Origin of the sequence: Mesorhizobium sp. M0051, assembly GCF_040323235.1 — a bacterium.
In the GTDB taxonomy this organism is placed as follows: Bacteria; Pseudomonadota; Alphaproteobacteria; order Rhizobiales; family Rhizobiaceae; genus Mesorhizobium.
On sequence record NZ_JAMYUT010000047.1, the window covers coordinates 1 to 22,671 of the forward strand.

A 22,671-nucleotide genomic window follows, 5' to 3' on the forward strand; every position below is an offset into this window, starting at 1 on the left:
CCTACTCGTCATTGGTTTTTTGTTGGGGGGGGTGTTCTGGTTAAACCCCCCTTTTGTCCCACTCTATCCCCCGGGGGGGGGGGAGCCGGCCCCCGCCCCGCCATCCATCCACAGAAACGGCGGCCGAAAATCAGGCCGCTTCTTCGTTGTCGTCGTCCTCTTCGGACTCTTCGTCGCCTTCGGCCTTCACGCCGTCGTCGCCTTCTTCCTCATCTTCAACGTCTTCGTCTTCGTCGTCATCCGAGAGGTCAGCGGCTTCGACCGCGGCGGCCGCGGCATGATCGAGGATGTGTTCGGAAATGGATTCGAGCGATTCGGCAGGAGCCCGGGTTTCTTCTGTCACTTCGATGTCGTGATCGGAATTCATGGAAGCCTCCGTGGGGTTGGGGAACATGTCCCTTTTGCCACGGAGAGATCATCGCCATATGACTGTAAGCCGGCTCGAACGGCCGGGGGCAAAGAATATTTCTTCCCTTAACCGGCAATCTTCGAGAAATCCGCGACCTGACCAGTGGCCGCGCGAATGCGGGCGAGCAGCGCCAGGCGGTTGGCACGCACGGCCTGGTCTTCATCATTCACGAGAACGTGCTCAAAGAATGAATCAACCGGTTCACGCAACACGCTAAGCGCCAGCAGAGCGGCGGAAAAGTCATCGTTTTGAACAGCTTCTCCGGCTTGCTTCTCGGCCTGATTCACCGCCGCAAACAGCGATTTCTCGGCAACCTCGCGCAACAATGCCGGCTCAACGGTTTCGGCAATCACCGTTTTCTTCTTCTCCTCGGCAGCCAGAATGTTGGCCGCGCGCTTGGTTCCGGCGAGCAGGTTCCTGCCGTCCTCCGAGTCGAGGAAGGAGCCCAGCGCTTCGACCCTGCGGACGATCTGCAGCAGGTCGGCATTGGACGATTGGCCGATCTCCCCCCTTGAGGGGGAGATGCCCGGCAGGGCAAAGGGGGGCGCTTGGCGCTGAGAGGACGGCGGGACAGCGCCCCTCTCTGTCGGCTTCGCCGACATCTCCCCCTCAAGGGGGGAGATCGGGCGCGAACTTGTCGCCAGCACCGCATCGATCAGGTCGTGGCGTGCACCCTGGTCGCGGAGGTGGACTTTGAGGCGGTCGTGGAAGAAGGCGAGGAGATCGGCGATGAATGGCGAAAGTGATGCTTCCAATTCCATCATTCGCTGGCCGTCGAAGAACTCTCGTTCCTGATCGGCGGCGCCGATGGTTTCCGAATTTGCTTTGGCCAATCCACCCTTCAACAAGTTGGAGATCAAGCCAGCTTCCGACAACAACTGGCTTGCTCCCTTGTAGTCGCGTATGCGGGAATCGAGCATCGCCACCAGACCACGGCACTCAACCCCCTCTCCCGATCGTTCATATGCGGTGAGGGCCGAGGCCACCGTCGCTGCGATGGCGACATCCAGCGAAATCCTGATCCTGTTTTCCAGTATGATCCTCACCACACCCAGCGCCGCTCTACGCAACGCATAGGGGTCCTTCGACCCTGTGGGCTTCTCGTCGATGGCCCAGAAGCCAGCCAGCGTGTCGAGCTTGTCGGCGAGCGCCACGGTGATCGAAACCGGATCGCTCGGTACGCGGTCGGAAGGGCCCTGCGGCTTGTAATGTTCCTCGATGGCCGCGGCCACGGATGGGTGTTCGCCCTGCAGCAAAGCGTATTTGCGACCCATGGCGCCCTGCAGTTCCGGAAACTCGCCGACGACTTCAGTGGTGAGATCGGCCTTAGCCAAGACAGCGGCGCGGGCGGCAAGCGCACTAATCTCCCCCCTCGAGGGGGAGATGTCGCCGAAGGCGACAGAGGGGGGCGGCACGACGGGGCGCGACGCCCTATCGCGGTCAGAGGATGCCGGCGCTTCACGCGAGGCGACCCCCTCTGGCCTGCCGGCCATCTCCCCCTCAAGGGGGGAGATCGACTGCGCCACGATGGGCGCCAGTTCTTCGGCCAGATGCTTGATCCGCTCCACCCGCTCGCCCTGTGTGCCGAGCTTGGCGTGGAAAGTCACCCCGAGATGGTCGAGGCGCGCCATGCGCTGGTCGAGCGGTTTTTTCAGATCGAGCTCGAACTTTTCCGCAGATGCCTCGAGCTCACCGAGATCCGGCAAATCACCCTGGTCGGTCGTCCAGAAATAGAGCGCGTCGGACAGGCGCGCGCGCACCACCTTGCCGTTGCCGTGGGCGATCTCCTTGCCGCCATCCTTGGCCTCGATGTTGGCGGTGAGGATGAAGCGATTGGAAAGCTGGCTGATCTCCCCCCTTGAGGGGGAGATGGCCGGCAGGCCAGAGGGGGTCGGTTCGACCGGGCTCGGCACAGATGGCACCAGCGCTTCACGCGAGGCGACCCCCTCTGTCGGCTTCGCCGACATCTCCCCCTCAAGGGGGGAGATCGGGCGCGATGTCACAAAGCACTTCTGGTTGGCGCGGATGGTCAGCCGGATCACCTCGGCCGGAATGGCCAGGAAAGCCTGCTCGAACTCGCCCATCAGCACGACCGGCCATTCGACCAGCCCGGACACTTCTTCCAGCAGCCCGTCGTCCTCGACCAGGTCGAGCCCGTTGGCGAAAGCGAGATTGCGGGCATCGGCAAGGATGATCTCCTTGCGCCGGTCGGCATCGAGCACGACCTTCGCCGCTTCCAGCTTGGAAACATAGTCGTCGAAGCGGCGCACCGTGATGGCATCGGGCGCATGGAAGCGGTGGCCATAGGTGATGTTGCCGGAGCGGATGCCGTCGATCTCGAAATCGACCACCACCGGCTCCTCGGTCTCCGGGCCGAAGGTGCACAGGATCGATTGCAACGGCCGCACCCAACGCAGCGAGCCGGGCTTGGCCGAGGCTGGGCCCCAACGCATCGATTTCGGCCATGGAAAACTGCGGATGATATCAGGCACCAGCTCGGCGATAATGTCTTCCGCCGCCCTGCCCGGCTTCGAAATATGGGCGATGTAGAAGTCGCCCTTCTTTGGGTCGGAATGGACATGCGCCTCGGCGACGGATGCCAGACCTGCCTTGCGCAGAAAGCCTTGCACCGCCTGTTCGGGCGCTGAAGTCGAAGGCCCCTTGATCTCCTCGCTTATATCTTTCGAGCGTGCAGTCAGCCCCCTGATATCGAGCGTAAGGCGCCGCGGCGTCCAGTACTCGCGTGCCGCCTCATAGGTCAGCCCCGCCTCGACCAGACCGTCGGTCAGCATCTTCTTGAGGTCACCCGCCGCCTTGCGCTGCATGCGGGCGGGGATTTCCTCGGAGCGAAGTTCTAGAAGCAGGTCAGGCATCAGGGTCAGCTCATGCGGGAGAGAGGTCCGGGCGGGGCATAGCAACTCGGCTGGCCGCTGTCACCCTTTCCACAAATTTTGGCGCCCCTGTCGGGACGAGACAATCCCGCTCGTCCTCGGATCAAAGATTTCCATGAACCGAACGCAGCGCTGAAGCGACACACGCTCAGGCAGGAAACCATTGGCTCAACGACCATGAAAACGGCATCCAGACTTCTGCAGATCCTCGCGCTCGGCGCCTGCTTCACCGGACAGGTCCACGGCGCCTTCTCGATGCCGGGCGTGCGGCAGGCATTGCGCACGATCGACGGTACCGGCACTCAGAACGCGATGCCGATGCACGCTTCGCTCGCGATGATGAATCTGGCCTGAAGCTCAGGCCGCCAAGCCGCCTGCCTGCGTTTTCAAAAATGCCTCCCCGCAGGCCTTCGCCAGATTGCGCACCCGCAGGATATAGCTCTGCCGTTCGGTGACGGAAATCACGCCGCGTGCATCGAGCAGATTGAAGACATGGCTGGCCTTGATGCACTGGTCGTAGGCCGGGAAAACCATGCGATGCATCAGCGCATTGTCGTTCGATGCCGGCGCACCGGAATCGAGCAGCGCCTTGCACTCGGCCTCGGCATCCTCGAAGTGGCGCAACAGCATCGCCGTGTTGGCGTATTCGAAATTGTGGCGCGAATATTCCTGCTCGGCCTGCAGGAAGACATCGCCATAGGTGACCTTGTCGGCGCCTTCGCGGCCGTTGAAGTTGAGGTCGTAGACATTGTCGACGCCCTGAACATACATGGCCAGCCGCTCCAGCCCGTAGGTGAGTTCGCCGGCCACTGGCGCGCATTCGATGCCGCAGACCTGCTGGAAGTAGGTGAACTGCGACACCTCCATGCCATCGCACCAGCATTCCCAGCCGAGGCCCCAGGCGCCCAGCGTCGGGCTTTCCCAATCGTCCTCGACAAAGCGGATGTCGTGCAGCAGCGGGTCGACGCCGATCGCCGCCAGCGAGCCGAGATAGAGCTCCTGTAGGTTGGGCGGGTTCGGCTTCAAGATCACCTGATACTGGTAATAATGCTGCAGCCGGTTTGGGTTCTCGCCGTAACGCCCGTCCTTGGGCCGGCGCGAGGGCTGGACGTAGGCGGCGTTCCAGCGCTTCGGTCCGAGCGCGCGCAGCGTCGTTGCCGGGTGAAAGGTGCCGGCGCCGACTTCCATGTCGTAAGGCTGCAAGATGACGCAGCCATAGGCCGCCCAGTAATTGTGCAAGGTCAGGATCAGCCCCTGGAACGAGCGACTGGGATGCATATGGGCAGGGATTTCAATCGTCACGGGGGCCTCGGCAGCACAGGCTAGCTTGCCGGCACGTCCTAGAGACCCGGCGGCGAAGCGTCAAGCAAGGCGCCCGCCGGTGCGAGCGTACAGTTGAAAGCTTTGCTAGCGGCTGGTCCATTGCCAGCCTTGGGCACCTGAGGTCTGTTCGATGCGTCCACCTCAATGACAACAGGTCAACCATGCCCAGCCCGATCGTCATCCGTCCCGTCACGCGTCAGGACTTCGACCAGTGGCTGCCGCTGTGGGACGGCTATAACGCATTTTATGGCCGCTCGGCTGAAACAGCCCTGCCGGGCGAGATCACGGCGATGACGTGGTCCCGTTTCTTCGATGCCTATGAGCCGGTTCATGCGCTGGTCGCCGAGAGCGAGGGACAGCTTCTCGGCCTCGTGCACTATCTCTTCCATCGCAGCACCACGGCGATCGCGCCGAATTGCTACCTGCAGGACCTCTTCACCACACAGGCCTCCCGTGGCAAAGGCATTGGCCGTGCGCTGATCGAGGGCGTCTACGAGCGAACCCAAGCCGCCGGCTCAGGCCGGGTCTACTGGTTGACGCACGAGACCAACCAGACCGCGATGAAGCTCTATGACAAGATCGGCGAACGTTCCGGCTTCGTCGTCTACCGAAAGCTATTCTGAGGCAATTCCGAACCTATCGGCGCCTATCGGGGCGTGACAGCCATCCACAAACGAAACGGGGCTCCGAAGAGCCCCGTTGCATTCAAAAAAACCGATTTCACCCCTTCGGGGCGGGCACCGGCTCTGGCTTGACCTTCGGGGTTTCCTGCGCCGTGTTGGATTCGATCGGCGGCAGGCCCTTCATCAGCTTCTGTTGCAAGTTGGCCAGCACATCGGGATCGGGCTTCAGGTCGCGGGCCTGGTTCCACTGGAAGGTGGCTTCCAGTTTGCGGCCGACGCGCCAGTAAGCATCGCCAAGGTGGTCGTTGAGAACCGGATCTTCCGGCTTCAGCGACACGGCGCGTTCCATTTCGCGCACGGCATCGTCGAATCGGCCAAGGCGGAAATAGGCCCACCCGAGCGAATCGACGATGTAACCGTCGCTTGGCCTGAGGTCGACGGCCTTCTGGATCATCGCCAGGCCTTCCTTGAGGTTCATGTTCATGTCGACCCAGGAATAGCCGAGATAGTTCAGCACCTGCGGCTGGTCGGGGACCAATTCCAACGCCTTGCGGAAGTTCGGCTCGGCCTTGGGCCATTCCTTCAGCCGCTCATAGGCGATGCCACGCTGGTAGAAGATGTTCCAGTTGGCCGCGGTCGGCGTCTTCAGCGCCTCGACAGCCTTGTCGTAGAGATTGGCGGCCGAGCGGAAATCCTCCTTCGAGGAATAGACACCCCCGAGCGCCAGATAGGCGCGCATGTCGTCGGGGTGGGCGTCGACGAAGGCCTTCAGATGGGTGATCGCCTCCTCATGACGGTCGAGATCGGCAAGGTTGAGGCCGAGCTGCAGCTCCGAAAGCTCCTTCAGCGGCGAAGTAGCGGGGATCCGCCGATAGAGCGCGATGGCGCCCTCGCCGTCCTTCAACTGCTCGGACACTGCAGCGAGTTGCACCAGTGCTGCATCGCTGTCGGGCTTCAACGCCAGAGCATACTGCAGATAGAGACGGACGAACGGCTCTCCGCCGCCACGGTTGAGCGCGGTGGCGAGATCAAGCAGAATCTCGGAGGCGCCGTCCGACGGACCGGCAGCGAAAGGCGCGATCTTGTCGCCCCTGGCGATCTTGTCGCGCATGGCGACGATTTCCAGCTTGCCGGGCGAAAACGCCTCGGCCTGATCGAGCACCGACATTGCCTTGGTCTTGTCACCCTTGCGAGCCAGAAACGAGGCATAGGCCTGCGCATTGCGCATCCAGGTTTCGGGAGCCGCACCACCGGCGGCCGTATCCTGCATGGTCGCGGCGTAGATCGCATCAGCCTTTTCGGGCATGCCGGAAGCATCGGCAATCAATGCGCGATGGAACGACTTGAACAGACCGAACCAATCCGGCCCCTGCAACTTGTCGATGGAGGCCATCGCATCGGCGGCCTCACCGGCGCCTTGCTGCGCCCAGCCGGACATGACCCCGGAGAGCAGCCGGTCGAGATCGGATTCCACCGACAGCTTGAGCCAGTATTGTACCTTGGTGAAATCCTTCTTGTGGAAGGAATCGACGGCCAGCGCCAGGCGCGAGAAGCGCTCGACATCGGGAACTTCCTTGAGCTTGTCAGCATAGACCAGGGACTCGTCGAAGCGGCCTTGCGCGATCAGCGACAGCATCAAGCTTTGCTGCAGGCCGGTGTCGCTCGGGTCGAAGGCCAATGCCTGCTTGTAATAGCCGATGGCGCTGTCGAGGTCGTTGTCGCCTTCGGCGATCCGGGCCGCCAGATAAGCGCCCGAGAACGACGTGATCTTGACCGGTTCGGTGGTTTGCTTGGCATAGGCCGGAAGAGCCGAGATCGCCATGCCGGTCACAATTGCCAGCCTTGTCAGCCAGCGCGCACGTCCTTGCCGCATCGTATTCCTTTCAGCCAGGCCCATCTCCGCATCAGCGGGATCGGCATAGACTTCATCTTCATGATAAAGCATGGCCTTTTTGGGGTCGCGCTTCAATCCGCCTCGAATTTACAATCCGGGCACCCGATTAACAAATCATGGCGACGGGCCACAGTTTTCCGATCTTGAATTTCGGCCATGGTGTCGCGCGGATCGGAGCATATCACAGATTCGACCGCGGGGCTCGACGCCAATGTCAGTGTTCGCCTGGCGAGGCAGACCGCCGCACCAGCGTGTCACCATATCCGCCAGCCGCAATCGTGCTGCACAGCCCGCTCCATTCGCAGCCGCCGCAGGCCTTGCGCACGCGGCCAGCGGAAAACGCCTGCCGCATCCGGGCCAGCATCGACGGATCGAGATCGAGGCTGGCGCCGACGCGGATTGGGCGCGCCAGCAATTCCTCCAAATCCTGTGCCGCTAGCCGATCGCGCTCGAAGACGCTCTCGTTGAGACAATGCGGCTCCGGCTCGTCGAGCAACGGGCCGCAGACATCGTCCGCGCCGGAAACGAGGAGGATGTCCTCGCCCCGGCTCAGGCGCTCCGCGATCCCGTCATAGTTGGCGGTGAAGGCGGGACTGTATCCCTTGCCCACATAGGTGAGCAGGCAAAGGAGGTGATGGGCGCGCAGCCTGATCGTCACGGATTGGCCGGCTTCGCTCTGCCGGGGAGAGCCATGAGTGTCGCGGCACCGAGCGCCGACTTCAGCAGACCGCCGACGATGAATGGCAGGAAGCCGAAGGTGATGGCCTGTTCGGCGCCGATCATGATGGCGAGCCACATGGTGCCGAGAACCAGGCAGGCAAGGTTGCCGAGCAGCATGGCGGCGAAGGCAAGCATCACCCGGTTGCCGTTCCAGCCGCGTTCGGCCAGCCAGCCGACCAAGGCGCCGACGATTGGGAAAGCGAAGAGATAGCCACCCGTTGGTCCGACGAAATGCTGGACGCCGGCGGCGCCTCCGGCCAGCACCGGAAAGCCGACCGCGCCTTCGACCAGCCAAGCGGCGATGGTAACGGCGCCAAGCCGCCAGCCATAGAGCGCGCCGATCAACGTCACGGCGAAGGTCTGCATGGTCACCGGAACCGGCAACATCGGTACTTCGATGTAGGACGACAGCGCCAGGAACAGCGTGCCGAGCACGACGGCTCCAACCTGCCAGGCAAGAGGGCGGCCCTGAAGCCGGAGCGGACTGAACGAGGGCTTGCCGGACGAGAATGCAACGTCTGTCATGGGATTCCTTTGATCGATTGCAAATTATAGATAATTTCTGTTTTCGATCTATTATCGAATCCACAAATCCCCCAAGATAGCAAGCCCTGCCTGTGCAAGGCGTCATCCTAGCCCACGATGGCAAAGGCCTCGCGTGTCGTGCCAGAGGCCGTCCTGACCGGCTTGCGGCCGATCCACTGGACATGCCGCCCCAGTGTCGCGGCTGCCGATTCGGTGTTACCCTGCCGCAAGGCGGTGAGTATCGCGCGATGATCCTGGTCGGTGCGTGTCTCCCACTCCGAGCGCCAGGCCGCGAACAGGAAGCGGGCACTTGCCGCGTGCAGGTCGTCGATGGTGGCGAGCAGACGCGGCATGCCGCACGGCGACAGGATCAACCGGTGGAAGGCGCGGTTGGCTTCTTCCCAGGACCTGACATCGCGGGATTTGTCGCCGGCCCTGGTCGCTTCCTCGGCAAGGTCGAGAATGGCCGATGTCAGATGCGGCGCGGCGTGGCGCAGCGCCAGCACTTCGAGCGCGGCGCGCATTTCGGCGACCTCCTTGACCTCGCTCAGGTCGAAAGCCGCGACACGTACGCCGCGGCGCGGCTCACCGACGGCCAGCCCTTGCGCCTCGAGACGGCGAAACGCTTCGCGTACGGGAACATGGCTTGTCTGGAATTCCTCGGCGATATGATCCTGCCGAAGCCTGGCCCCCGGCTCGATCGCGCCGGAGATGATGCGGTCCGCCAGTACCTTGCTGATGCGGACCGCGATGGTGTCGTCTGTGCCCTTTGCCATCTTTTATAGATAATTTGCGGCGAGGCAGCTTGTCGAGACGGCGGGACCGAATTCGCAAACTTCCAGCGTAAGCCAGAGGAAGCGTCGCTAAAGTCCAGCCTTCAGTTCACCCGGCTTATGCAGAAATCGATGACGTCGATCAGCGCCGATTTCTGCGGCGTCGCTTCCAGCGGCGCCAGCGCATCGCGGGCGATCTCGCCGAAATGGCGGGCGCGCCCGATCGTGTCGGCGATGGCGCCGTGCCGTGTCATCAGGCCGATCGCTTTTTCCAGGCCGGCGTCATCGGTGGCATTGTCCTCGATGGAACGCTTCCAGAAGGTGCGCTCAGCCTTGGTGCCGCGCCGGTAGGCGAGGATGACTGGCAGGGTCACCTTGCCCTCGCGGAAATCGTCGCCGACATTCTTGCCCAGATCCTTGCTGGTGCCGCCATAGTCCAGCGCGTCGTCGATCAGTTGGAAGGCAAGGCCGAGGTTCATGCCGTAGGAGCGCAGCGCCGCACGGTCGTTACGCGTCGCCAAGGCAATGACCGGACCGACTTCCGCAGCCGCAGAAAACAGTGCCGCGGTCTTGGCCTTGATCACGGCGAAATGTTCGTCCTCAGTGGTCTCCAGGTTCTTGGCGGCGGCAAGCTGCATCACCTCGCCCTCGGCGATGATCGAAGCCGCGCTCGACAGGATGTCGAGCGCCTCCAGCGACCCGACATCGACCATCATGCGGAAGGCCTGGCCGAGGAGGAAGTCACCAACCAGCACGCTCGCCTGGTTGCCCCAGATCATGCGGGCGGTCTTCTTGCCGCGGCGCATGCCGCTCTCGTCGACGACATCGTCATGGAGAAGCGTCGCCGTGTGCATGAATTCAACCGCCGTGGCGAGCTTGACGTGGCCCTCGCCGGCATAGCCGAACATCTGCGCGGCGGCGAGCGTCAGCATCGGCCGCAATCGTTTGCCGCCGGACGAGATCAGATGGTTGGCAATTTCGGGGATCATCTCGACGTCGGAGCCGGCCTTGGACAGGATCAATTCGTTGACGCGCCCCATATCGGCCGCAGTCAGATCGATCATCTCCTTGATGGAGGCGGGCTCCCGCTTCCCGTTTTCGATGTTGAGAACGACACCCACGACAATCACTCCCGTCTTGGTATAACGCGTGCGACGGCACCCTTAATCCCTGCTTGGACTCTAGGGCGGCAGGCACATCCACGGCAAGAGGCGAATTGGCGCGGCGGCGATGACAGGCTGTCAACTGGCGGCGAAGGAAGTTCTGCTTTGCCGGGGCAATCCACCTAGCCGTTTACATCAGCGCTGCAAACTGAGAGTTTCGCCCGATGATAGAGCTCATTCGCACCAACGACGCCGTCATCATCTCCTTTGTCGAATCGCTGATGCGCGATGCCGGCATCGGCTGCTTCGTCGCCGACCAGAACATGAGCGTGCTCGACGGCTCGCTCGGCATCCTGCCGCGGCGCGTCATGGTCGACGCCGACAAGGCCGACGCGGCACGGCGCATCCTGACGGATGCCGGCATCGCCAACGAGATCCGTGGAAAGTAATGCCCGCCGCGCCGGCCACCCTTATCCCAGACACACCGGCCCATACGGTCGATGCTTTCCATCGCGGCCGGTTCTGGCTCGTGCAGCCCAAGCAAGGCGGCCATCGCGCCGGTATGGATGCGATGATGCTGGCCGCGTCCGTGCCATCTTCCTTTGGCGGGCGTCTGGCCGATTTCGGCGCCGGAGCCGGGGCTGCGGGCCTGGCGGTGCTGTCGCGCTGCCTGGCAGCCGAGGCCGTGCTTGTCGAACGCGCGCCGGAAATGGCGGCCTTCGCTGCGGCCACCCTTGCCCATCCCGGCAATGCCCATCTCAGCGATCGCGCCTCCGTGGTCGTCGCTGATGTCACCGTATCGGGCCGGGCGCGGGCGTCCGCCGGCCTCGCCGACAACGACTTCGACTTCGTCATCATGAACCCGCCTTTCAATGCCGCGCGGGACCGCGCCACGTCCGATCGCCTGCGAAAGGAAGCGCATGTCATGGAGGATGGAGCGTTCGAGAGCTGGATCCGGAGCGCCGCGGCGGTGGTCAGGCCGCGTGGCCGGCTTGCCGTCATCGCCCGACCCGAACAGCTCGGCTCGATTCTCGATGCAATCGCCGGCCGCTTCGGCGATGCCGAGATGCTTGCCGTCCACCCGCGCCCAGACGCGGCGGCGATCCGCATCATTGTGCGGGCGGCGCTCGGCGCACGGGGAAGACTTGCCATCCGGCCGCCGCTGATGCTGCACGCGCAGTCGGGCAACGGTCCTGATGAGCGCAGTGAAATGATCACCAACGGGCTTGCCTCTTTGTTCGGAGATTGAGCTATCTTGGGGCCCACATTGCTGTTGGCCGGGGAATCCCTACATGCCAGCAACCCATCGACCGGAGACCGTGCCCTCGTGAAACGACTTATCAACCGCCTGCTGCCGAAATCCTGGCGCTCCACCGTCGTCACCATTCCGGTCATCCGGCTGCACGGTACCATCATGGCCGGTGGCGGCCAGTTGCGGCCGACCCTGTCCCTGGCCTCCACCGCCGGCCTCATCGAGAAAGCGTTTTCCTACGACGCGCCGGCGGTCGCCATCTCGATAAATTCGCCCGGCGGCTCGCCGGTGCAGTCGCGGCTGATCTTCAAGCGCATCCGTGATCTGGCAACCGAAAAGGACAAAAAGGTGCTGGTCTTCGTCGAGGACGTTGCGGCATCGGGCGGCTACATGATCGCGGTCGCCGGCGACGAGATCTTCGCCGATCCGTCCTCCATCGTCGGTTCGATCGGCGTGGTGTCGGCCTCGTTCGGCTTCCCGGAATTGATGAAGAAGATCGGCATCGAGCGCCGTGTCCACACTGCCGGCCAGAACAAGGCAGTGCTCGATCCGTTCAAGCCGGAGAAGAAGGAAGACGTCGAACGGCTGAAGGCGTTGCAACTCGAGGTGCACGGCACGTTCATCGACCTCGTCAAGGAGCGGCGCGGCACCAAGCTGAAGGACGATCCGGACCTGTTCACCGGCCTGTTCTGGACGGGCATCAAGGGCCTTGAGCTCGGCCTGGTCGATGCGCTCGGCGACATGCGGACGGTGCTGAAGACCCGCTTCGGGGAGAAGACGCAGCTCCGGCTGATCACGGCACCGCGCGGTCTCCTCGGCCGCTTCGGCCTATTCGGCTCGAGAATGGGCTTTTCGGTGCCCGACATCGCCGCCGCGGCCGCCAGCGGGGTGATCGATGCGGCGGAAGAGCGCGCATTATGGGCGCGCTTCGGGCTTTGAAAACCCGGCGAAACCGTCTAGCATAAGAAGCTTGAAATCTTATGCATGTCGTTTTCCCAAAACCCGATCCACCTTTGGGCGACATGTATCAACCGACCTACCGGCCGCCTTCGCCGGCCCAGCGTGGGAGGAGTTTTGGCATGCCGCAGATCATTTTCTTCACCGTCGTTGGCGTCGCCGCCTATTTCGGCTACCGCACTTTCGTCCGCGAGGCCGAGCGCGTGACCGCCAAGGTGCGGCGCACCGAAAAGCAGGCGGCCAATGGCGCGATGGGGACGCTGGTCAAGGATCCGAAGACCGGCGAATACCGGCTGGCCAAGGACTGAGCATCATTTCACATGTGACTGACGCGGTGGACATCGACACCGGTTCACGCACCTGGCATGCGCACGCCAAGATCAATCTTGCGCTGCATGTCACCGGCAGGCGCCCTGACGGCTATCATCTGATCGAGAGCCTGGCGGTGTTCACCCGTTTTGGCGATAGGGTCGAAATCGCGGCGGCTGAAAATGATGATTTTGTCGTGTCAGGCCGCTACGCGCTGGCCGTCCCTGTCGACGCCAGCAATCTGGTGCTTAGGGCGCGCGATGCCCTGCGACAGGCGGTCGGGCAAGACAAAACCCCGCCTGTCTCGATAAAGCTCGAAAAGAACCTGCCGGTTGCCTCCGGCGTCGGCGGCGGTTCGAGCGACGCGGCAGCCGTGCTGCGCGGGCTGGTTGAGATATGGGCCCTGGACATCGACGGCGTCGAGCTGGCGCGGATCGGCCTCTCGCTTGGCGCCGACGTGCCAATGTGCCTGGCGGCTAAGCCGTTGGTAGCGCGCGGCATTGGTGACGAGCTTTCGATGGTGCCGGATTTTTCGACGCTGGGGCTGGTGCTGGTCAATCCGGGCAGGTCGGTCTTGACGGCCGACATCTTCGCAGCGCTTGCCCGTCGCGACAATGAAGCGCTACCGCCGCTGCCGCGCAGCATCGACTTCCACAGCCTGCGCAACTGGCTGGAGATCACCCGCAACGATCTCGAGCCGGCAGCCGTAGCGATGCAACCCGCTATCGGCAGGGCGCTTTCCTGGCTTAACAAGGCTGGATCGGGTTTTTCACGCATGTCCGGGTCGGGCGCCACGTGCTTCGGCTTGTTCGAAACCGGCAATGTCGCCAAGCGCGCCGCCGCCGAGATCCGTGGTCGCCAGCCCGACTGGTTCGTCGCCGCGACGCGTAGCATCGCCTCGGAGGGAGCTGATGGCCAGAATTGACGAGAGCCGTTCCTTCATCCCCATACGCATCGCGGTGCTGACCGTTTCCGACACGCGCAGCCTTGCCGACGACAAATCCGGCCAGACGCTGGCCGACCGCATCGCCGAGGCCGGCCACATACTGGCTGCCCGCGATATCGTCACCGACGACCGCGAGAAAATCCGCGACACGGTTCTGGCGTGGTCGCGGGACAAGGATATCGATGTCGTCATCACCACCGGCGGCACCGGCTTCACCGGGCGCGACGTGACGCCGGAAGCGCTGGAGCCAATCTTCGAAAAGCGCATGGACGGCTTTTCGGAAGTGTTCCACCGCATCTCCTACGACAAGATCGGCACCTCGACGGTCCAGAGCCGGGCGACCGGCGGCGTCGTCAACGCCACTTTCGTCTTCGTGCTGCCGGGCTCACCCGGCGCCTGCAGGGACGCCTGGGACGGCATCCTGAAGGCGCAGCTCGACTACCGGCACATGCCGTGCAACTTCGTAGAGATCATGCCGCGTCTGGACGAGCATCTGCGGCGCGGCAAATCGGCTCCCTAAAAGCCGAGGCCAAGCGGCGGCTCCACGGGCGCTGCGCAAAGCCCGGCGCCGTGCTCACCGGATGCCTGTCGAGATGAACTTCGGGTCGTCAGCTCTCAGCGGATGACCGGCTCGCCATGAAAGCGGCGGCGCGACGGCGGCGATACGCCGAAGCCGACTTCCATCATCAACCTCGGCCTGCGCGACGGCACGGTGCCCATGTGGAAGCCGAAGGGGTCCTCGACGAAACCTAGTCCTGCTTCTCCAGTCAATGTCACCGGGCTCTGCTCGCCATAGACATCCAGGACCTCTCGCGCGGAATGGCCGACGAGGAGGGTGAGTTGATGCTTGAGGCTGCGTCGCTTGTGGCTGCCTCGCACATAGACGTGTGGACCGGTCTCGGCATCGACCGGCTTGAGGTAGAAAAAGAATTTCAGCATGCGCCAATCGTCGAGGTCGAAATGATACTTGCCGAGCGAGGCGAGGTTCTTGTCGGCGTCCGAAGCGGCACCCGTCGGAAAACTCCACCAGACCCGCGTCGTGATCAGTTTTGCCTGACCGCCGAGATAGTGCGCGGCAATGTCTAGAAGCAGCGGGTCGCGCTGGATGGCGAGCGCCGCCTCGCAATCAAGGATTCGCTCGAAAAAGTGCCCGCTGAGCAGCGAGCGGCCAAAGCGCTTCTCAGCTTCCGCATGTTCATCCGGCATGAATTCGAGACGGCGGTCGAAATTGCCGAAGCAAGGCGTGCGCTGGGCGAAATCGGCGATCTCCTCATGGATATCAGACGGCAGGACGAGGCCCGAAAACAGCCCGTCGGTCCGCAGCGCTTCGACTACTGCCTCACGTTCGACACCGGCGAACATCGTATCCCCCGTATCCGCGACCGGACGGGCGCGTTTTGCGCCCAGCCAATGCATGCGGCGCCCGGGCATAGTGCGCGCCAGCACAAACATCGGCAGCCAGGCAGGGTTTTCCCGCAGGTCCGTCAGATAGGTTGGAATGCGCACGGCGATACGCCGCAGCAGACTGCCGTTGCGCGCAATGGCCTCTAGGCTGGCCGTGCCGGATTTGTCGGGCGTTGGAAGGTTCATCGGGTCCTCGATATAAGGGCACCACCAATGCTGCATCGGTGTTCACCACTCGGCATGACCCAAACCCAACTCACCCGCTTTGTCCGGAAGCTAACCGCGTGTCAGATTTTGTGCAATGCACAATGACCAGAGCAGGTGCAAAAAACTCAGCGCGGAGAGCGGCGTTCCCGCTTCGCCGGCGCCATCCAAATCTCGGCGTCGAGCCGCTTTGTCGCGAGGCCGCGGGCGATGGCCTCGGCGCTGACGGCACTCCTGGCCGAGGCCTGACGCTTGCTGATCAGCAATCCGTCGGCCAAGGCACGGTTTGCGGAAAAGACGCGAGCCAGGAACGGCTTGCGGCTGCCGCGCGCCCGCGAAAACCGTGCCGCCATGGTTTGCCTGGCCGTATGGTCGACGACCGCGTCGATCCAGCCCTCCATCAATCGTGCGCCCGGCTCCAGGAGCAGCAACCAGTCCCCCTTGGCTTGCCGGATCCCCGTGGCGATGCCGCCCGTCACGTAGTGACAGCCGGCATGCTCGGCCACACGATGCGTCTGGTCGGTAGAGCCCGTGTCACAGACGATGACGTCACGCACCACGCCCTCAACCGCGCCGCCAATCAGCGAGGCGAGCGTGCGGGTAAGCCCTTCCTCGTCATTGCAGGTTTCGATGAGAACACTAAGCATCGTTAGCCGATAGCGGAAAGCGCGGCATAGCGCCAGTTATCCAGCGAGCCATAAAAAGTTCTTGCTTTGTTCTCATCAACAGAATAGGAATAATTTCATGAACAGAGCGATTCGACACAACACGGACAGTCCTTGGGAGCGGGCGAAGATGGAACAGATCGTGCGCGCCGACATTGCAGCTTTCGGAGCTGGACGGGCCGAGATGGCCAATGCGATGATCGAGCAGAGTGGCGTGCGTGTCCGGCCGGACCGCAACCGCGGCAGGTCGGCAGGCATCAATCCGTCCGGTCGGTTCGAGCCGGTCAGCCGGCATGTTTTCGACGATGGCTGGAATTCGCTGGAAGAACTGCCGCCCTTCAAGACCGAAGTGCAGGTCGAGAAGCCGCGCACCATCATCACCCGCAACGAATCGCCCGATATCTCCTTCGATCGTTCGATCAACCCTTATCGCGGTTGCGAGCACGGCTGTGTCTATTGTTTTGCCCGGCCGACGCACTCGTTCATGGGTCTGTCGCCGGGTCTGGATTTCGAATCCAAGTTGTTCGCCAAGCCAGATGCGGCGCGCTTGCTCGACAAGGAGCTGTCGAAGGACGGTTACCAGCCACGAACCATCGCTATCGGCACCAACACCGACCCCTACCAGCCAATCGAGAAGCAATACCGGATCATGCGCGAGATCCTCGAAGTGCTGGAGGCGCGCGGTCATCCGGTCGGCATCGTCACCAAATCCGCTTTGGTGACGCGCGACATCGATATCCTGTCGCGCATGGCTGAGCGGGGGCTGGCCAAGGTGGCGCTGTCGGTGACGACGCTCGATCGCATGCTGGCGCGCACCATGGAGCCGCGCGCGTCGACGCCCACCAGGCGGCTGGAGGCGATCCGGCAGCTTTCGGATGCCGGCATTCCAGCGTCGGTCATGGTGGCGCCGATCATTCCCGGATTGACCGATCCGGAGATGGAACGCATCCTCGATTCGGCACGCGCCGCCGGTGCGCGCGAGGCGGGTTATGTCGTGCTGCGCCTGCCGCTGGAGGTCAGCCCGATCTTCAAGGATTGGCTGCTGCGCCACTACCCCGATCGCTACCGCCACGTGATGTCGCTGATCCGATCGATGCGTGACGGCAAGGACTACGATTCGGAATGGGGCAAGCGCATGAAGGGCGCCGGTCCCTATGCCTGGCAGATCGGCCGGCGCTTCGAGATCGCAGCCAAGCGGCTCGGCCTCAATGCCGAACGGCGCACGTTGCGGACCGACCAGTTCGTTGCTGCTGCCAAAGACCAATTGCAGCTGACGCTGCTTTGAGAATGCAATTCACTGCGGCGGCTTGATCTGCCGCAGCACAGGAATCCCGTCCGGCCCGCCCCGGCCTGCAGACGGTGCCCTCCCGGTCCGGCGCCCCACCCGACCCGGAGGGACTTGCGGAGAATCGGAGCCGATGCGAACCTCGCCGCAACATGGCTCGCGCGCGTTCTGATTCTCCGCCTCTCTTTGAGATCATCGAGAAGCCCGACTTCTCCTTCGAGACGAAGGCGATGGCTGACGGTCTGTGGCCGGTTGCGGGCATGGATGAGGCCGGCCGCGGTCCCTTGGCCGGACCGGTGGTGGCCGCGGCGGTGGTGCTCGATCCCGCCAACATTCCTGACGGGCTGGACGATTCCAAGCGCCTCACCCATTTGCAGCGCGAGGCCCTGTTCCTGCTCATTCTCGGCTCCGCGCAGGCGGTCTCAATGGCCTCGATCAGCGCCGAGGGCATCGACGGCAGCAACATCCTAAAGGCAAGCCTGGAGGCGATGCGCCGTGCCCTGGTCGGGCTGTCGGTTCAACCGAAGCTCGCCCTCGCCGACGGGCGCGACGTGCCCCCGGGCCTGCCCTGCGCGGGGCGCGCGCTGATCAAGGGCGACCAGCGTTCGCAATCGATCGCCGCCGCCTCGATCGTCGCCAAGGTGATGCGCGACCGCATGATGTGCGGCTGCGGCAACCATCACGACCGCTATGGCTTCGAGTCCCACATGGGCTACGCCACGGTCCGCCATCGCACCGCGATCGAGGCTCATGGTCCCGTGCCGCGGCTGCACCGCGTGTCATTCGCGCCGTTCAGATTGGGCGGGGTGGAAGTGGTGGAAGACGAGAGCCTGGTCGGATTGGAGTGAGCCACGGCGATGTCAGCCGATCTCCCCCCTCGAGGGGGAGATGTCGCCGAAGGCGACAGAGGGGGTCGGCTCGACTGGGCACGACGCCATTTTTCAGCAAAGATCAGGCCAGCGCTTCATGCGCGGCGACCCCCTCTGGCCTGCCGGCCATCTCCCCCTCAAGGAGGGAGATTACGCGCTCGGCCGCCCCGCCAATCTGGTTTTCCACAGCAAAAAAGCCGCCAGGTTTCCCGGGCGGCTTCAATGATTGGCTAGACGGATCGTCTAGTTCAGTTTCGACTTCACGTCCACGAGCGAGGCCTTGAACAGCTCGGCACCCGCCTTGGCGTCGATCTTGCCGGCGAGCAGCGTGCGTGCGGCCTCGACGGCGATATCGACGGCGCTGGCGCGGACTTCACTGATGGCGTCACGCTCGGCCTGGCCGATCTTCTGTTCGGCAAGCGCGGTGCGCCTGACGACATAGTCCTCGGTCTTCTTGTGCGCGTCCGCGGCAAGCATGTCGGCTTCGCGCTTGGCGGCGGCGACGATGGCGGCGGCCTCCTGCTCGGCTTCCTTGCGCTTGCGCTGGTATTGGCCAAGCAATTGCTGGGCCTCCTCGCGCAGCCGGCGCGCTTCGTCCAGCTCGTTGCTGATCCTGTCGGCGCGCGCGTCGAGCGCCTTGGCGATCAGGCCAGGTACCTTGATGTAGATTGCAACGCCGAGGAAGATAACCAGAGCTACCGTGGCCCAGAGCGTTGCGAGAGAGGTGTAGTCCATGATGCGCTCCTCACCGGGCCACGGATTTGACCGCGGCCGCGATCTCGGCCTTGCTGGCCTTGCCGCCGACCAGGGCCTCGACGATCGCCGAAGCGGTATCCTCGGCGATGCTGCCGACTTCCTTCATCGCATTGGCCTTGATGGAAGAAATGCGGGCCTCGGCCTCGCCAAGCTTCGCATCGAGCGCGGCCTCGACCTTCTTGCGTGCGGTCTCGGCCTCGGCCTTGGCCGCATCGTTGGCCTGCTGGCCGATCGCGTTGGCCTTGGTCTTGGCTTCCGCCAATTCCTGCTCGTAGGCAGCAACAGCGGCGTCGGCCTCGCCCTTCAACTTGGCTGCCTGGTCGAGATCCTGGCTGATGCGGTCGTTGCGGACATCGATGATGCCCCCGACGCGCGGCATCACCACCCGCTTCAGGAAGAGATAAAACAGCCCGAAAGTAATCGCCAGCCACAGAAGCTGCGACGGGAACGTCGCAGGATCGAATGGCGGAAACGTGCCGTGCGCTTCTGCAGGCACGCTGGTGCCGGATTGCGTCTCGCCTTCCGTCGCAGCGTGGCTGGTATCGGCAGGCGCGGACTCTTGCGCGAAGGCAGATGTCACGAACATGGACTATCCCCGAAATTCGGGCCCGCCGCTTGCGCGGCCGACCCGTCCAATCTTCTCATGGCTTAGCCAAAGAGGGGCTCAGCCGAACAGGGCCAGAAGCGCGATCAGAAGCGAGAAGATGCCCAGAGCTTCGGTCACCGCGAAGCCGAAGATCAGACGGCCGAACTGGCCATCAGCAGCCGACGGGTTGCGCAGCGCGCCCGCCAGGTAGCTGCCGAAGATGTTGCCGAGGCCAATGCCCGCGCCACCCATGCCCAGGCAAGCGATGCCGGCGCCGATGTACTTTGCTGCTTCTGCGTCCATTTGTTCAACTCCTTTGGATCTAAAAATTCCGTTGCGATTTCATCCGGCGCCAATGCTGGAAACTCTTGGGCCGGAAATTTTTCTCAGTGCCCGGGGTGCAGGGCGTCGTTGAGATACATGCAGGTCAACACGGCAAAGACGTAGGCCTGCAGGAAGGCGACCAGCAGTTCCAGTGCCGTCAGCGCCACCGCCATTGCCAGCGGCAGGATCGAACCGGCGACGCCAACCGCGCCGAGCGCGCTCAGGCTGACGACGAACCCGGAGAACACCTTCAGCGTGATGTGGCCGGCGAGCATGTTGGCGAACAGACGAACCGAGAGGCTGACCGGGCGCGACACGAAGGAGATCACCTCGATCAGCACCACCAGCGGCAGCAGGAACACCGGCACGCCATGCGGCACGAACAGCTTGAGGAAGCCAAAACCATGCTTCATGAAGCCGTAGACGACCACGGTCGCAATCACCAGGATGGCCAGACCGAAAGTGACGATGATGTGGCTGGTGACGGTGAAGAAATACGGGAACAGGCCAAGCAGGTTGGCGACCAGCACGAACATGAACAGCGAAAACACAAGAGGGAAGAACTTCATGCCCTGCGTGCCGGCGGCATCGCGCAACATGTTGCCAACGAACTCGTATGCCATCTCGGAGACCGACTGAAGGCGGCCCGGAACCAGGCTGCGGCTCGACGTCGTGAGAAACAGAAACGCTGCCGCGACGACAACTGTCGCGACCATGAACAATGCCGAATTGGTGAATGACAGATCGTAGCCGCCGATGTCGATCGGAATCAGCTTGTTGATATGGAACTGGTGGATCGGATCGACCTTGTCAGCTGCCACGTTCAAACCCCGTCAATGCCGCGTACGGCCTCGTTACCATTACCGCCATGAAGCGCGGTCATTTCTTGTCGTCCTGGTCACGGCGCGATCTGTCGCCCTGTCCGAATTCTGCCACAACGCCCGCGGAACGCATCACATTGAGCACGCCGGCGCCAAAACCAAGCAGCAGAAACACGATCAGACCCCATGGCGATGTTCCCGCCAGACGGTCGATGATCCAGCCGATGCCGGCACCCACCACCACCCCGGCGATAAACTCGCTAGAGAGTTTGAGCGCCTGGCCATAACCGGCCACACTGCCCGCTTTCGCGTCGTCTTTCCCCTCGAGCCGGTCCGGCCGCCTTGTCGCGAGCGATGCTTCAAGGTCACGCCGGCGGCGCTCAAGATCGTCGTCGCGGATGTCGGGTTCATGCTGCTTGCCGCGGCCGGTTTCTCCGGTTCCGCCTGGCCCATTCTTGTCGGCCATCGCAACCCCCCTGCCCGGTCAGACCGTCACCATCCGTCCGCTTCTAAAGTCGCCGGCAACATAGTTAGAGGGTTTGCGCCCGTCAAGCCACGGGCGGAAGTTCATTGCCATGTATTTTAGGCAGCAAAATCAATGGATTAGAAAGGTGCGACATCGTGCCCGCCACGATGACGGGGATGCGTTGCGCGAATCCCCCGAGCAATGGCTCTTCGATCGACAGCGCGCCGTGCCAAAGATCAGCGATCTGTTGCGCGCTCAGCTCCAGCCGCCGCCATAGGTCCGATAGAAGATATGCAGGCCGATCTTGGTCATCTTCTCCATCGTGCGCGCCCAGCCGGGATGGACATATTGGGCGTAATAGTGGGTCGACGATCCGACCTCAGGGATGAATATCTTGCCGGCGGTGACGGCCATGGCGATATCCTGGGCGGTCTTGTAGGCCGCAGGACTGTCGATGCGCTTCTTCCTGCCGTCGCAGGCAAAGGAGAACTGGCAACGGTTGAACCAGCTGTCGTTCTGGTAGACGACGCCGCAGATCGAATTCGGATAGGTCGGGTTGCGGACGCGGTTGAGTATGACCTGGGCGACGGCGGCCTGACCACGTACGGATTCGCTCCTCGCCTCGAAATAGATGCCATTCGCCAGGCATGCCTGTTCCGGTTTGGAGAAGACACTGGCGGGCAGCGGGTTCTGGATCCACGAATGATCGCCCTTGACCATCGGCGGAATGAAGCGGCCCTCATTGGGCTGCTCGTCCTGAAGCAGCGCTTCGAACGGCGATGCCTTGGCATAATCGGGCTCGGACTGCGCATAGGCGGTCGCCAGCACGTCCGGATGGTCGTTGTTGACCAGTGCGGCAAGCATCGCCGGCACGCCGGGATCGGGCTTTTTGTCCTCGCGCGCATGGAATGCCGCGGCGATCTGGATTTCCTTGCCTTTGATCTGCGGCTTGGCGAAGGCCATCTTCAGGCCGCTGTCCATGCTGGGCCGCAGCAAGGAGGAGGTGCGCTCGAAGATCGAGCCGGCATTGAAGTTCTTCGGCGGTGCGACGGGCGACACCATAACGATGCGGCCCTTTTTGTCGGCGCGCGTGACGCGATCCTCGTCGGGCGTGGCGCTTACCTTGCCGCCCTTGCCGCGAAAAGAGACGTTGCCGACGCCGGCCAGGTGGACACCCGATCCGGAGATGGAGTCGGTGACATCGGAATCGACAAAGGGCATTTCGGCCGCGTGGGTCGAGCCGGCGACGGATTTCTCGACATAGGAATTCCAGCGGGTGCTCGATGCTTCGAGGCCGGAAACGAGGCTCGTCATGTCCTGGTAGGCGGCGACGGTCGGAAAGCCGATCCAGATGCCGAGGCCGACGACGAACGGAGCCAAAAAGCCACGTCTCTCACCGGCGGCGGCAACAAGCCGCGTCAACACACGTCGATGCACGGAACTCTCTCCAGGAACGCTACAGACCCCACTGGAGAGCAAAATGATGCATTAACCTTGATGGGACGTTAACGGGTTCGATCGGGTTTTCCCGGTCTGCCCGAGGTCGTGGTTCCGAACTCGGGCGGT

The 22,671-nt window shown here is 63.1% G+C and carries 26 protein-coding genes; 10 read left to right on the forward strand and 16 right to left on the reverse strand.

Annotation, left to right across the window (positions count from 1 at the left end):
* Positions 1-130: 130 nt before the first annotated feature.
* Positions 131-367: a hypothetical protein gene (locus tag NKJ90_RS30950; RefSeq protein ID WP_023759085.1), complete on the reverse strand. Its 237-nt coding sequence runs from the start codon at positions 365-367 to the stop codon at positions 131-133.
* Between the two features lie 107 nt (positions 368-474).
* Positions 475-3,282 carry a glycine--tRNA ligase subunit beta gene (locus tag NKJ90_RS30955; RefSeq protein WP_023759084.1) on the reverse strand — a complete coding sequence of 936 codons (2,808 nt, stop codon included), beginning with the start codon at positions 3,280-3,282 and terminating at the stop codon, positions 475-477.
* Positions 3,283-3,477: 195 nt separating this feature from the next.
* On the opposite strand from NKJ90_RS30955, the gene NKJ90_RS30960 reads away from it, so the two are divergent.
* Positions 3,478-3,654 (forward strand): hypothetical protein, encoded by a 177-nt coding sequence (locus NKJ90_RS30960; RefSeq protein WP_023759083.1) that lies wholly within the window; start codon positions 3,478-3,480, stop codon positions 3,652-3,654.
* A gap of 3 nt (positions 3,655-3,657) precedes the next feature.
* On the opposite strand, the gene NKJ90_RS30965 is transcribed toward NKJ90_RS30960, so the two are convergent.
* Entirely contained in the window at positions 3,658-4,578 is a 921-nt protein-coding gene (locus tag NKJ90_RS30965; protein WP_031260155.1) for a glycine--tRNA ligase subunit alpha, read from the reverse strand.
* A 206-nt stretch (positions 4,579-4,784) separates the two neighbouring features.
* On the opposite strand from NKJ90_RS30965, the gene NKJ90_RS30970 reads away from it, so the two are divergent.
* On the forward strand, positions 4,785-5,246 hold the full coding sequence (locus NKJ90_RS30970; RefSeq protein WP_023759081.1) for a GNAT family N-acetyltransferase: 462 nt from the start codon (positions 4,785-4,787) through the stop codon (positions 5,244-5,246).
* A 97-nt stretch (positions 5,247-5,343) separates the two neighbouring features.
* Here NKJ90_RS30970 and NKJ90_RS30975 read toward each other — a convergent pair whose 3' ends face one another.
* The 5 genes from NKJ90_RS30975 to NKJ90_RS30995 all read right to left on the reverse strand — a co-directional run bounded on the left by NKJ90_RS30975 (position 5,344) and on the right by NKJ90_RS30995 (position 10,279).
* Entirely contained in the window at positions 5,344-7,119 is a 1,776-nt protein-coding gene (locus tag NKJ90_RS30975; protein ID WP_023759080.1) for a tetratricopeptide repeat protein, read from the reverse strand.
* 235 nt (positions 7,120-7,354) lie between these two features.
* The gene (locus NKJ90_RS30980; protein ID WP_023759079.1) at positions 7,355-7,798 is read right to left on the reverse strand and encodes a DUF1284 domain-containing protein; all 444 of its coding nucleotides are present in this window, start codon (positions 7,796-7,798) and stop codon (positions 7,355-7,357) included.
* Positions 7,795-8,385 (reverse strand): biotin transporter BioY, encoded by a 591-nt coding sequence (locus NKJ90_RS30985; RefSeq protein WP_023759078.1) that lies wholly within the window; start codon positions 8,383-8,385, stop codon positions 7,795-7,797. Before NKJ90_RS30985 ends, NKJ90_RS30980 begins: the two co-directional genes overlap by 4 nt.
* Positions 8,386-8,492: 107 nt before the next feature.
* The gene (locus tag NKJ90_RS30990; protein ID WP_023759077.1) at positions 8,493-9,161 is read right to left on the reverse strand and encodes a GntR family transcriptional regulator; all 669 of its coding nucleotides are present in this window, start codon (positions 9,159-9,161) and stop codon (positions 8,493-8,495) included.
* A gap of 101 nt (positions 9,162-9,262) precedes the next feature.
* On the reverse strand, positions 9,263-10,279 hold the full coding sequence (locus NKJ90_RS30995; RefSeq protein WP_023759076.1) for a polyprenyl synthetase family protein: 1,017 nt from the start codon (positions 10,277-10,279) through the stop codon (positions 9,263-9,265).
* A 206-nt stretch (positions 10,280-10,485) separates the two neighbouring features.
* On the opposite strand from NKJ90_RS30995, the gene NKJ90_RS31000 reads away from it, so the two are divergent.
* From NKJ90_RS31000 to moaB, 6 genes are all read left to right on the forward strand, one after another.
* Positions 10,486-10,710 carry a putative signal transducing protein gene (locus tag NKJ90_RS31000; protein WP_023759075.1) on the forward strand — a complete coding sequence of 75 codons (225 nt, stop codon included), beginning with the start codon at positions 10,486-10,488 and terminating at the stop codon, positions 10,708-10,710.
* The gene (locus tag NKJ90_RS31005; protein ID WP_023759074.1) at positions 10,710-11,510 is read left to right on the forward strand and encodes a tRNA1(Val) (adenine(37)-N6)-methyltransferase; all 801 of its coding nucleotides are present in this window, start codon (positions 10,710-10,712) and stop codon (positions 11,508-11,510) included. Before NKJ90_RS31000 ends, NKJ90_RS31005 begins: the two co-directional genes overlap by 1 nt.
* A 78-nt stretch (positions 11,511-11,588) precedes the next feature.
* Entirely contained in the window at positions 11,589-12,452 is an 864-nt protein-coding gene (locus NKJ90_RS31010; protein ID WP_023759073.1) for a S49 family peptidase, read from the forward strand.
* Positions 12,453-12,592: 140 nt separating this feature from the next.
* Positions 12,593-12,778 (forward strand): membrane protein, encoded by a 186-nt coding sequence (locus tag NKJ90_RS31015; protein ID WP_013896713.1) that lies wholly within the window; start codon positions 12,593-12,595, stop codon positions 12,776-12,778.
* A gap of 26 nt (positions 12,779-12,804) precedes the next feature.
* The gene (locus NKJ90_RS31020; protein WP_352487595.1) at positions 12,805-13,704 is read left to right on the forward strand and encodes a 4-(cytidine 5'-diphospho)-2-C-methyl-D-erythritol kinase; all 900 of its coding nucleotides are present in this window, start codon (positions 12,805-12,807) and stop codon (positions 13,702-13,704) included.
* Positions 13,691-14,245: a molybdenum cofactor biosynthesis protein B gene (gene moaB, locus NKJ90_RS31025; protein WP_023759071.1), complete on the forward strand. Its 555-nt coding sequence runs from the start codon at positions 13,691-13,693 to the stop codon at positions 14,243-14,245. The genes NKJ90_RS31020 and moaB overlap by 14 nt, the downstream gene beginning before the upstream one ends.
* 95 nt (positions 14,246-14,340) lie before the next feature.
* Here moaB and NKJ90_RS31030 read toward each other — a convergent pair whose 3' ends face one another.
* Both NKJ90_RS31030 and NKJ90_RS31035 read right to left on the reverse strand, forming a co-directional pair.
* On the reverse strand, positions 14,341-15,315 hold the full coding sequence (locus NKJ90_RS31030; RefSeq protein ID WP_023759070.1) for a hypothetical protein: 975 nt from the start codon (positions 15,313-15,315) through the stop codon (positions 14,341-14,343).
* 146 nt (positions 15,316-15,461) lie between these two features.
* Positions 15,462-15,980, reverse strand: coding sequence for a glycosyltransferase (locus NKJ90_RS31035; RefSeq protein ID WP_023759069.1), 519 nt, complete (start codon positions 15,978-15,980; stop codon positions 15,462-15,464).
* A 148-nt stretch (positions 15,981-16,128) separates the two neighbouring features.
* On the opposite strand from NKJ90_RS31035, the gene NKJ90_RS31040 reads away from it, so the two are divergent.
* Together NKJ90_RS31040 and rnhB are read left to right on the forward strand one after the other, a co-directional pair.
* Positions 16,129-17,283, forward strand: coding sequence for a PA0069 family radical SAM protein (locus NKJ90_RS31040; protein ID WP_023759068.1), 1,155 nt, complete (start codon positions 16,129-16,131; stop codon positions 17,281-17,283).
* A 152-nt stretch (positions 17,284-17,435) separates the two neighbouring features.
* Positions 17,436-18,131 carry a ribonuclease HII gene (rnhB, locus tag NKJ90_RS31045; RefSeq protein WP_023759067.1) on the forward strand — a complete coding sequence of 232 codons (696 nt, stop codon included), beginning with the start codon at positions 17,436-17,438 and terminating at the stop codon, positions 18,129-18,131.
* Positions 18,132-18,395: 264 nt separating this feature from the next.
* Here the strand turns inward: rnhB and NKJ90_RS31050 are convergent, their stop codons facing one another.
* From NKJ90_RS31050 to NKJ90_RS31075, 6 genes are all read right to left on the reverse strand, one after another.
* A complete protein-coding gene (locus NKJ90_RS31050) occupies positions 18,396-18,887 on the reverse strand; it encodes a F0F1 ATP synthase subunit B (protein ID WP_023759065.1) in 492 nt (163 codons plus the stop codon).
* A 10-nt stretch (positions 18,888-18,897) separates the two neighbouring features.
* On the reverse strand, positions 18,898-19,494 hold the full coding sequence (locus tag NKJ90_RS31055) for a F0F1 ATP synthase subunit B (protein ID WP_023759064.1): 597 nt from the start codon (positions 19,492-19,494) through the stop codon (positions 18,898-18,900).
* A 78-nt stretch (positions 19,495-19,572) separates the two neighbouring features.
* Positions 19,573-19,797 carry a F0F1 ATP synthase subunit C gene (locus NKJ90_RS31060; RefSeq protein ID WP_006206606.1) on the reverse strand — a complete coding sequence of 75 codons (225 nt, stop codon included), beginning with the start codon at positions 19,795-19,797 and terminating at the stop codon, positions 19,573-19,575.
* An 83-nt stretch (positions 19,798-19,880) separates the two neighbouring features.
* Positions 19,881-20,639 carry a F0F1 ATP synthase subunit A gene (locus tag NKJ90_RS31065; protein ID WP_352487594.1) on the reverse strand — a complete coding sequence of 253 codons (759 nt, stop codon included), beginning with the start codon at positions 20,637-20,639 and terminating at the stop codon, positions 19,881-19,883.
* Positions 20,640-20,697: 58 nt separating this feature from the next.
* Complete coding sequence (locus tag NKJ90_RS31070; RefSeq protein WP_023759062.1) at positions 20,698-21,105, reverse strand: AtpZ/AtpI family protein; 408 nt, start codon at positions 21,103-21,105, stop codon at positions 20,698-20,700.
* A 255-nt stretch (positions 21,106-21,360) separates the two neighbouring features.
* A complete protein-coding gene (locus NKJ90_RS31075) occupies positions 21,361-22,542 on the reverse strand; it encodes a cell wall hydrolase (protein WP_023759061.1) in 1,182 nt (393 codons plus the stop codon).
* Between the last annotated feature and the right edge of the window lie 129 nt (positions 22,543-22,671).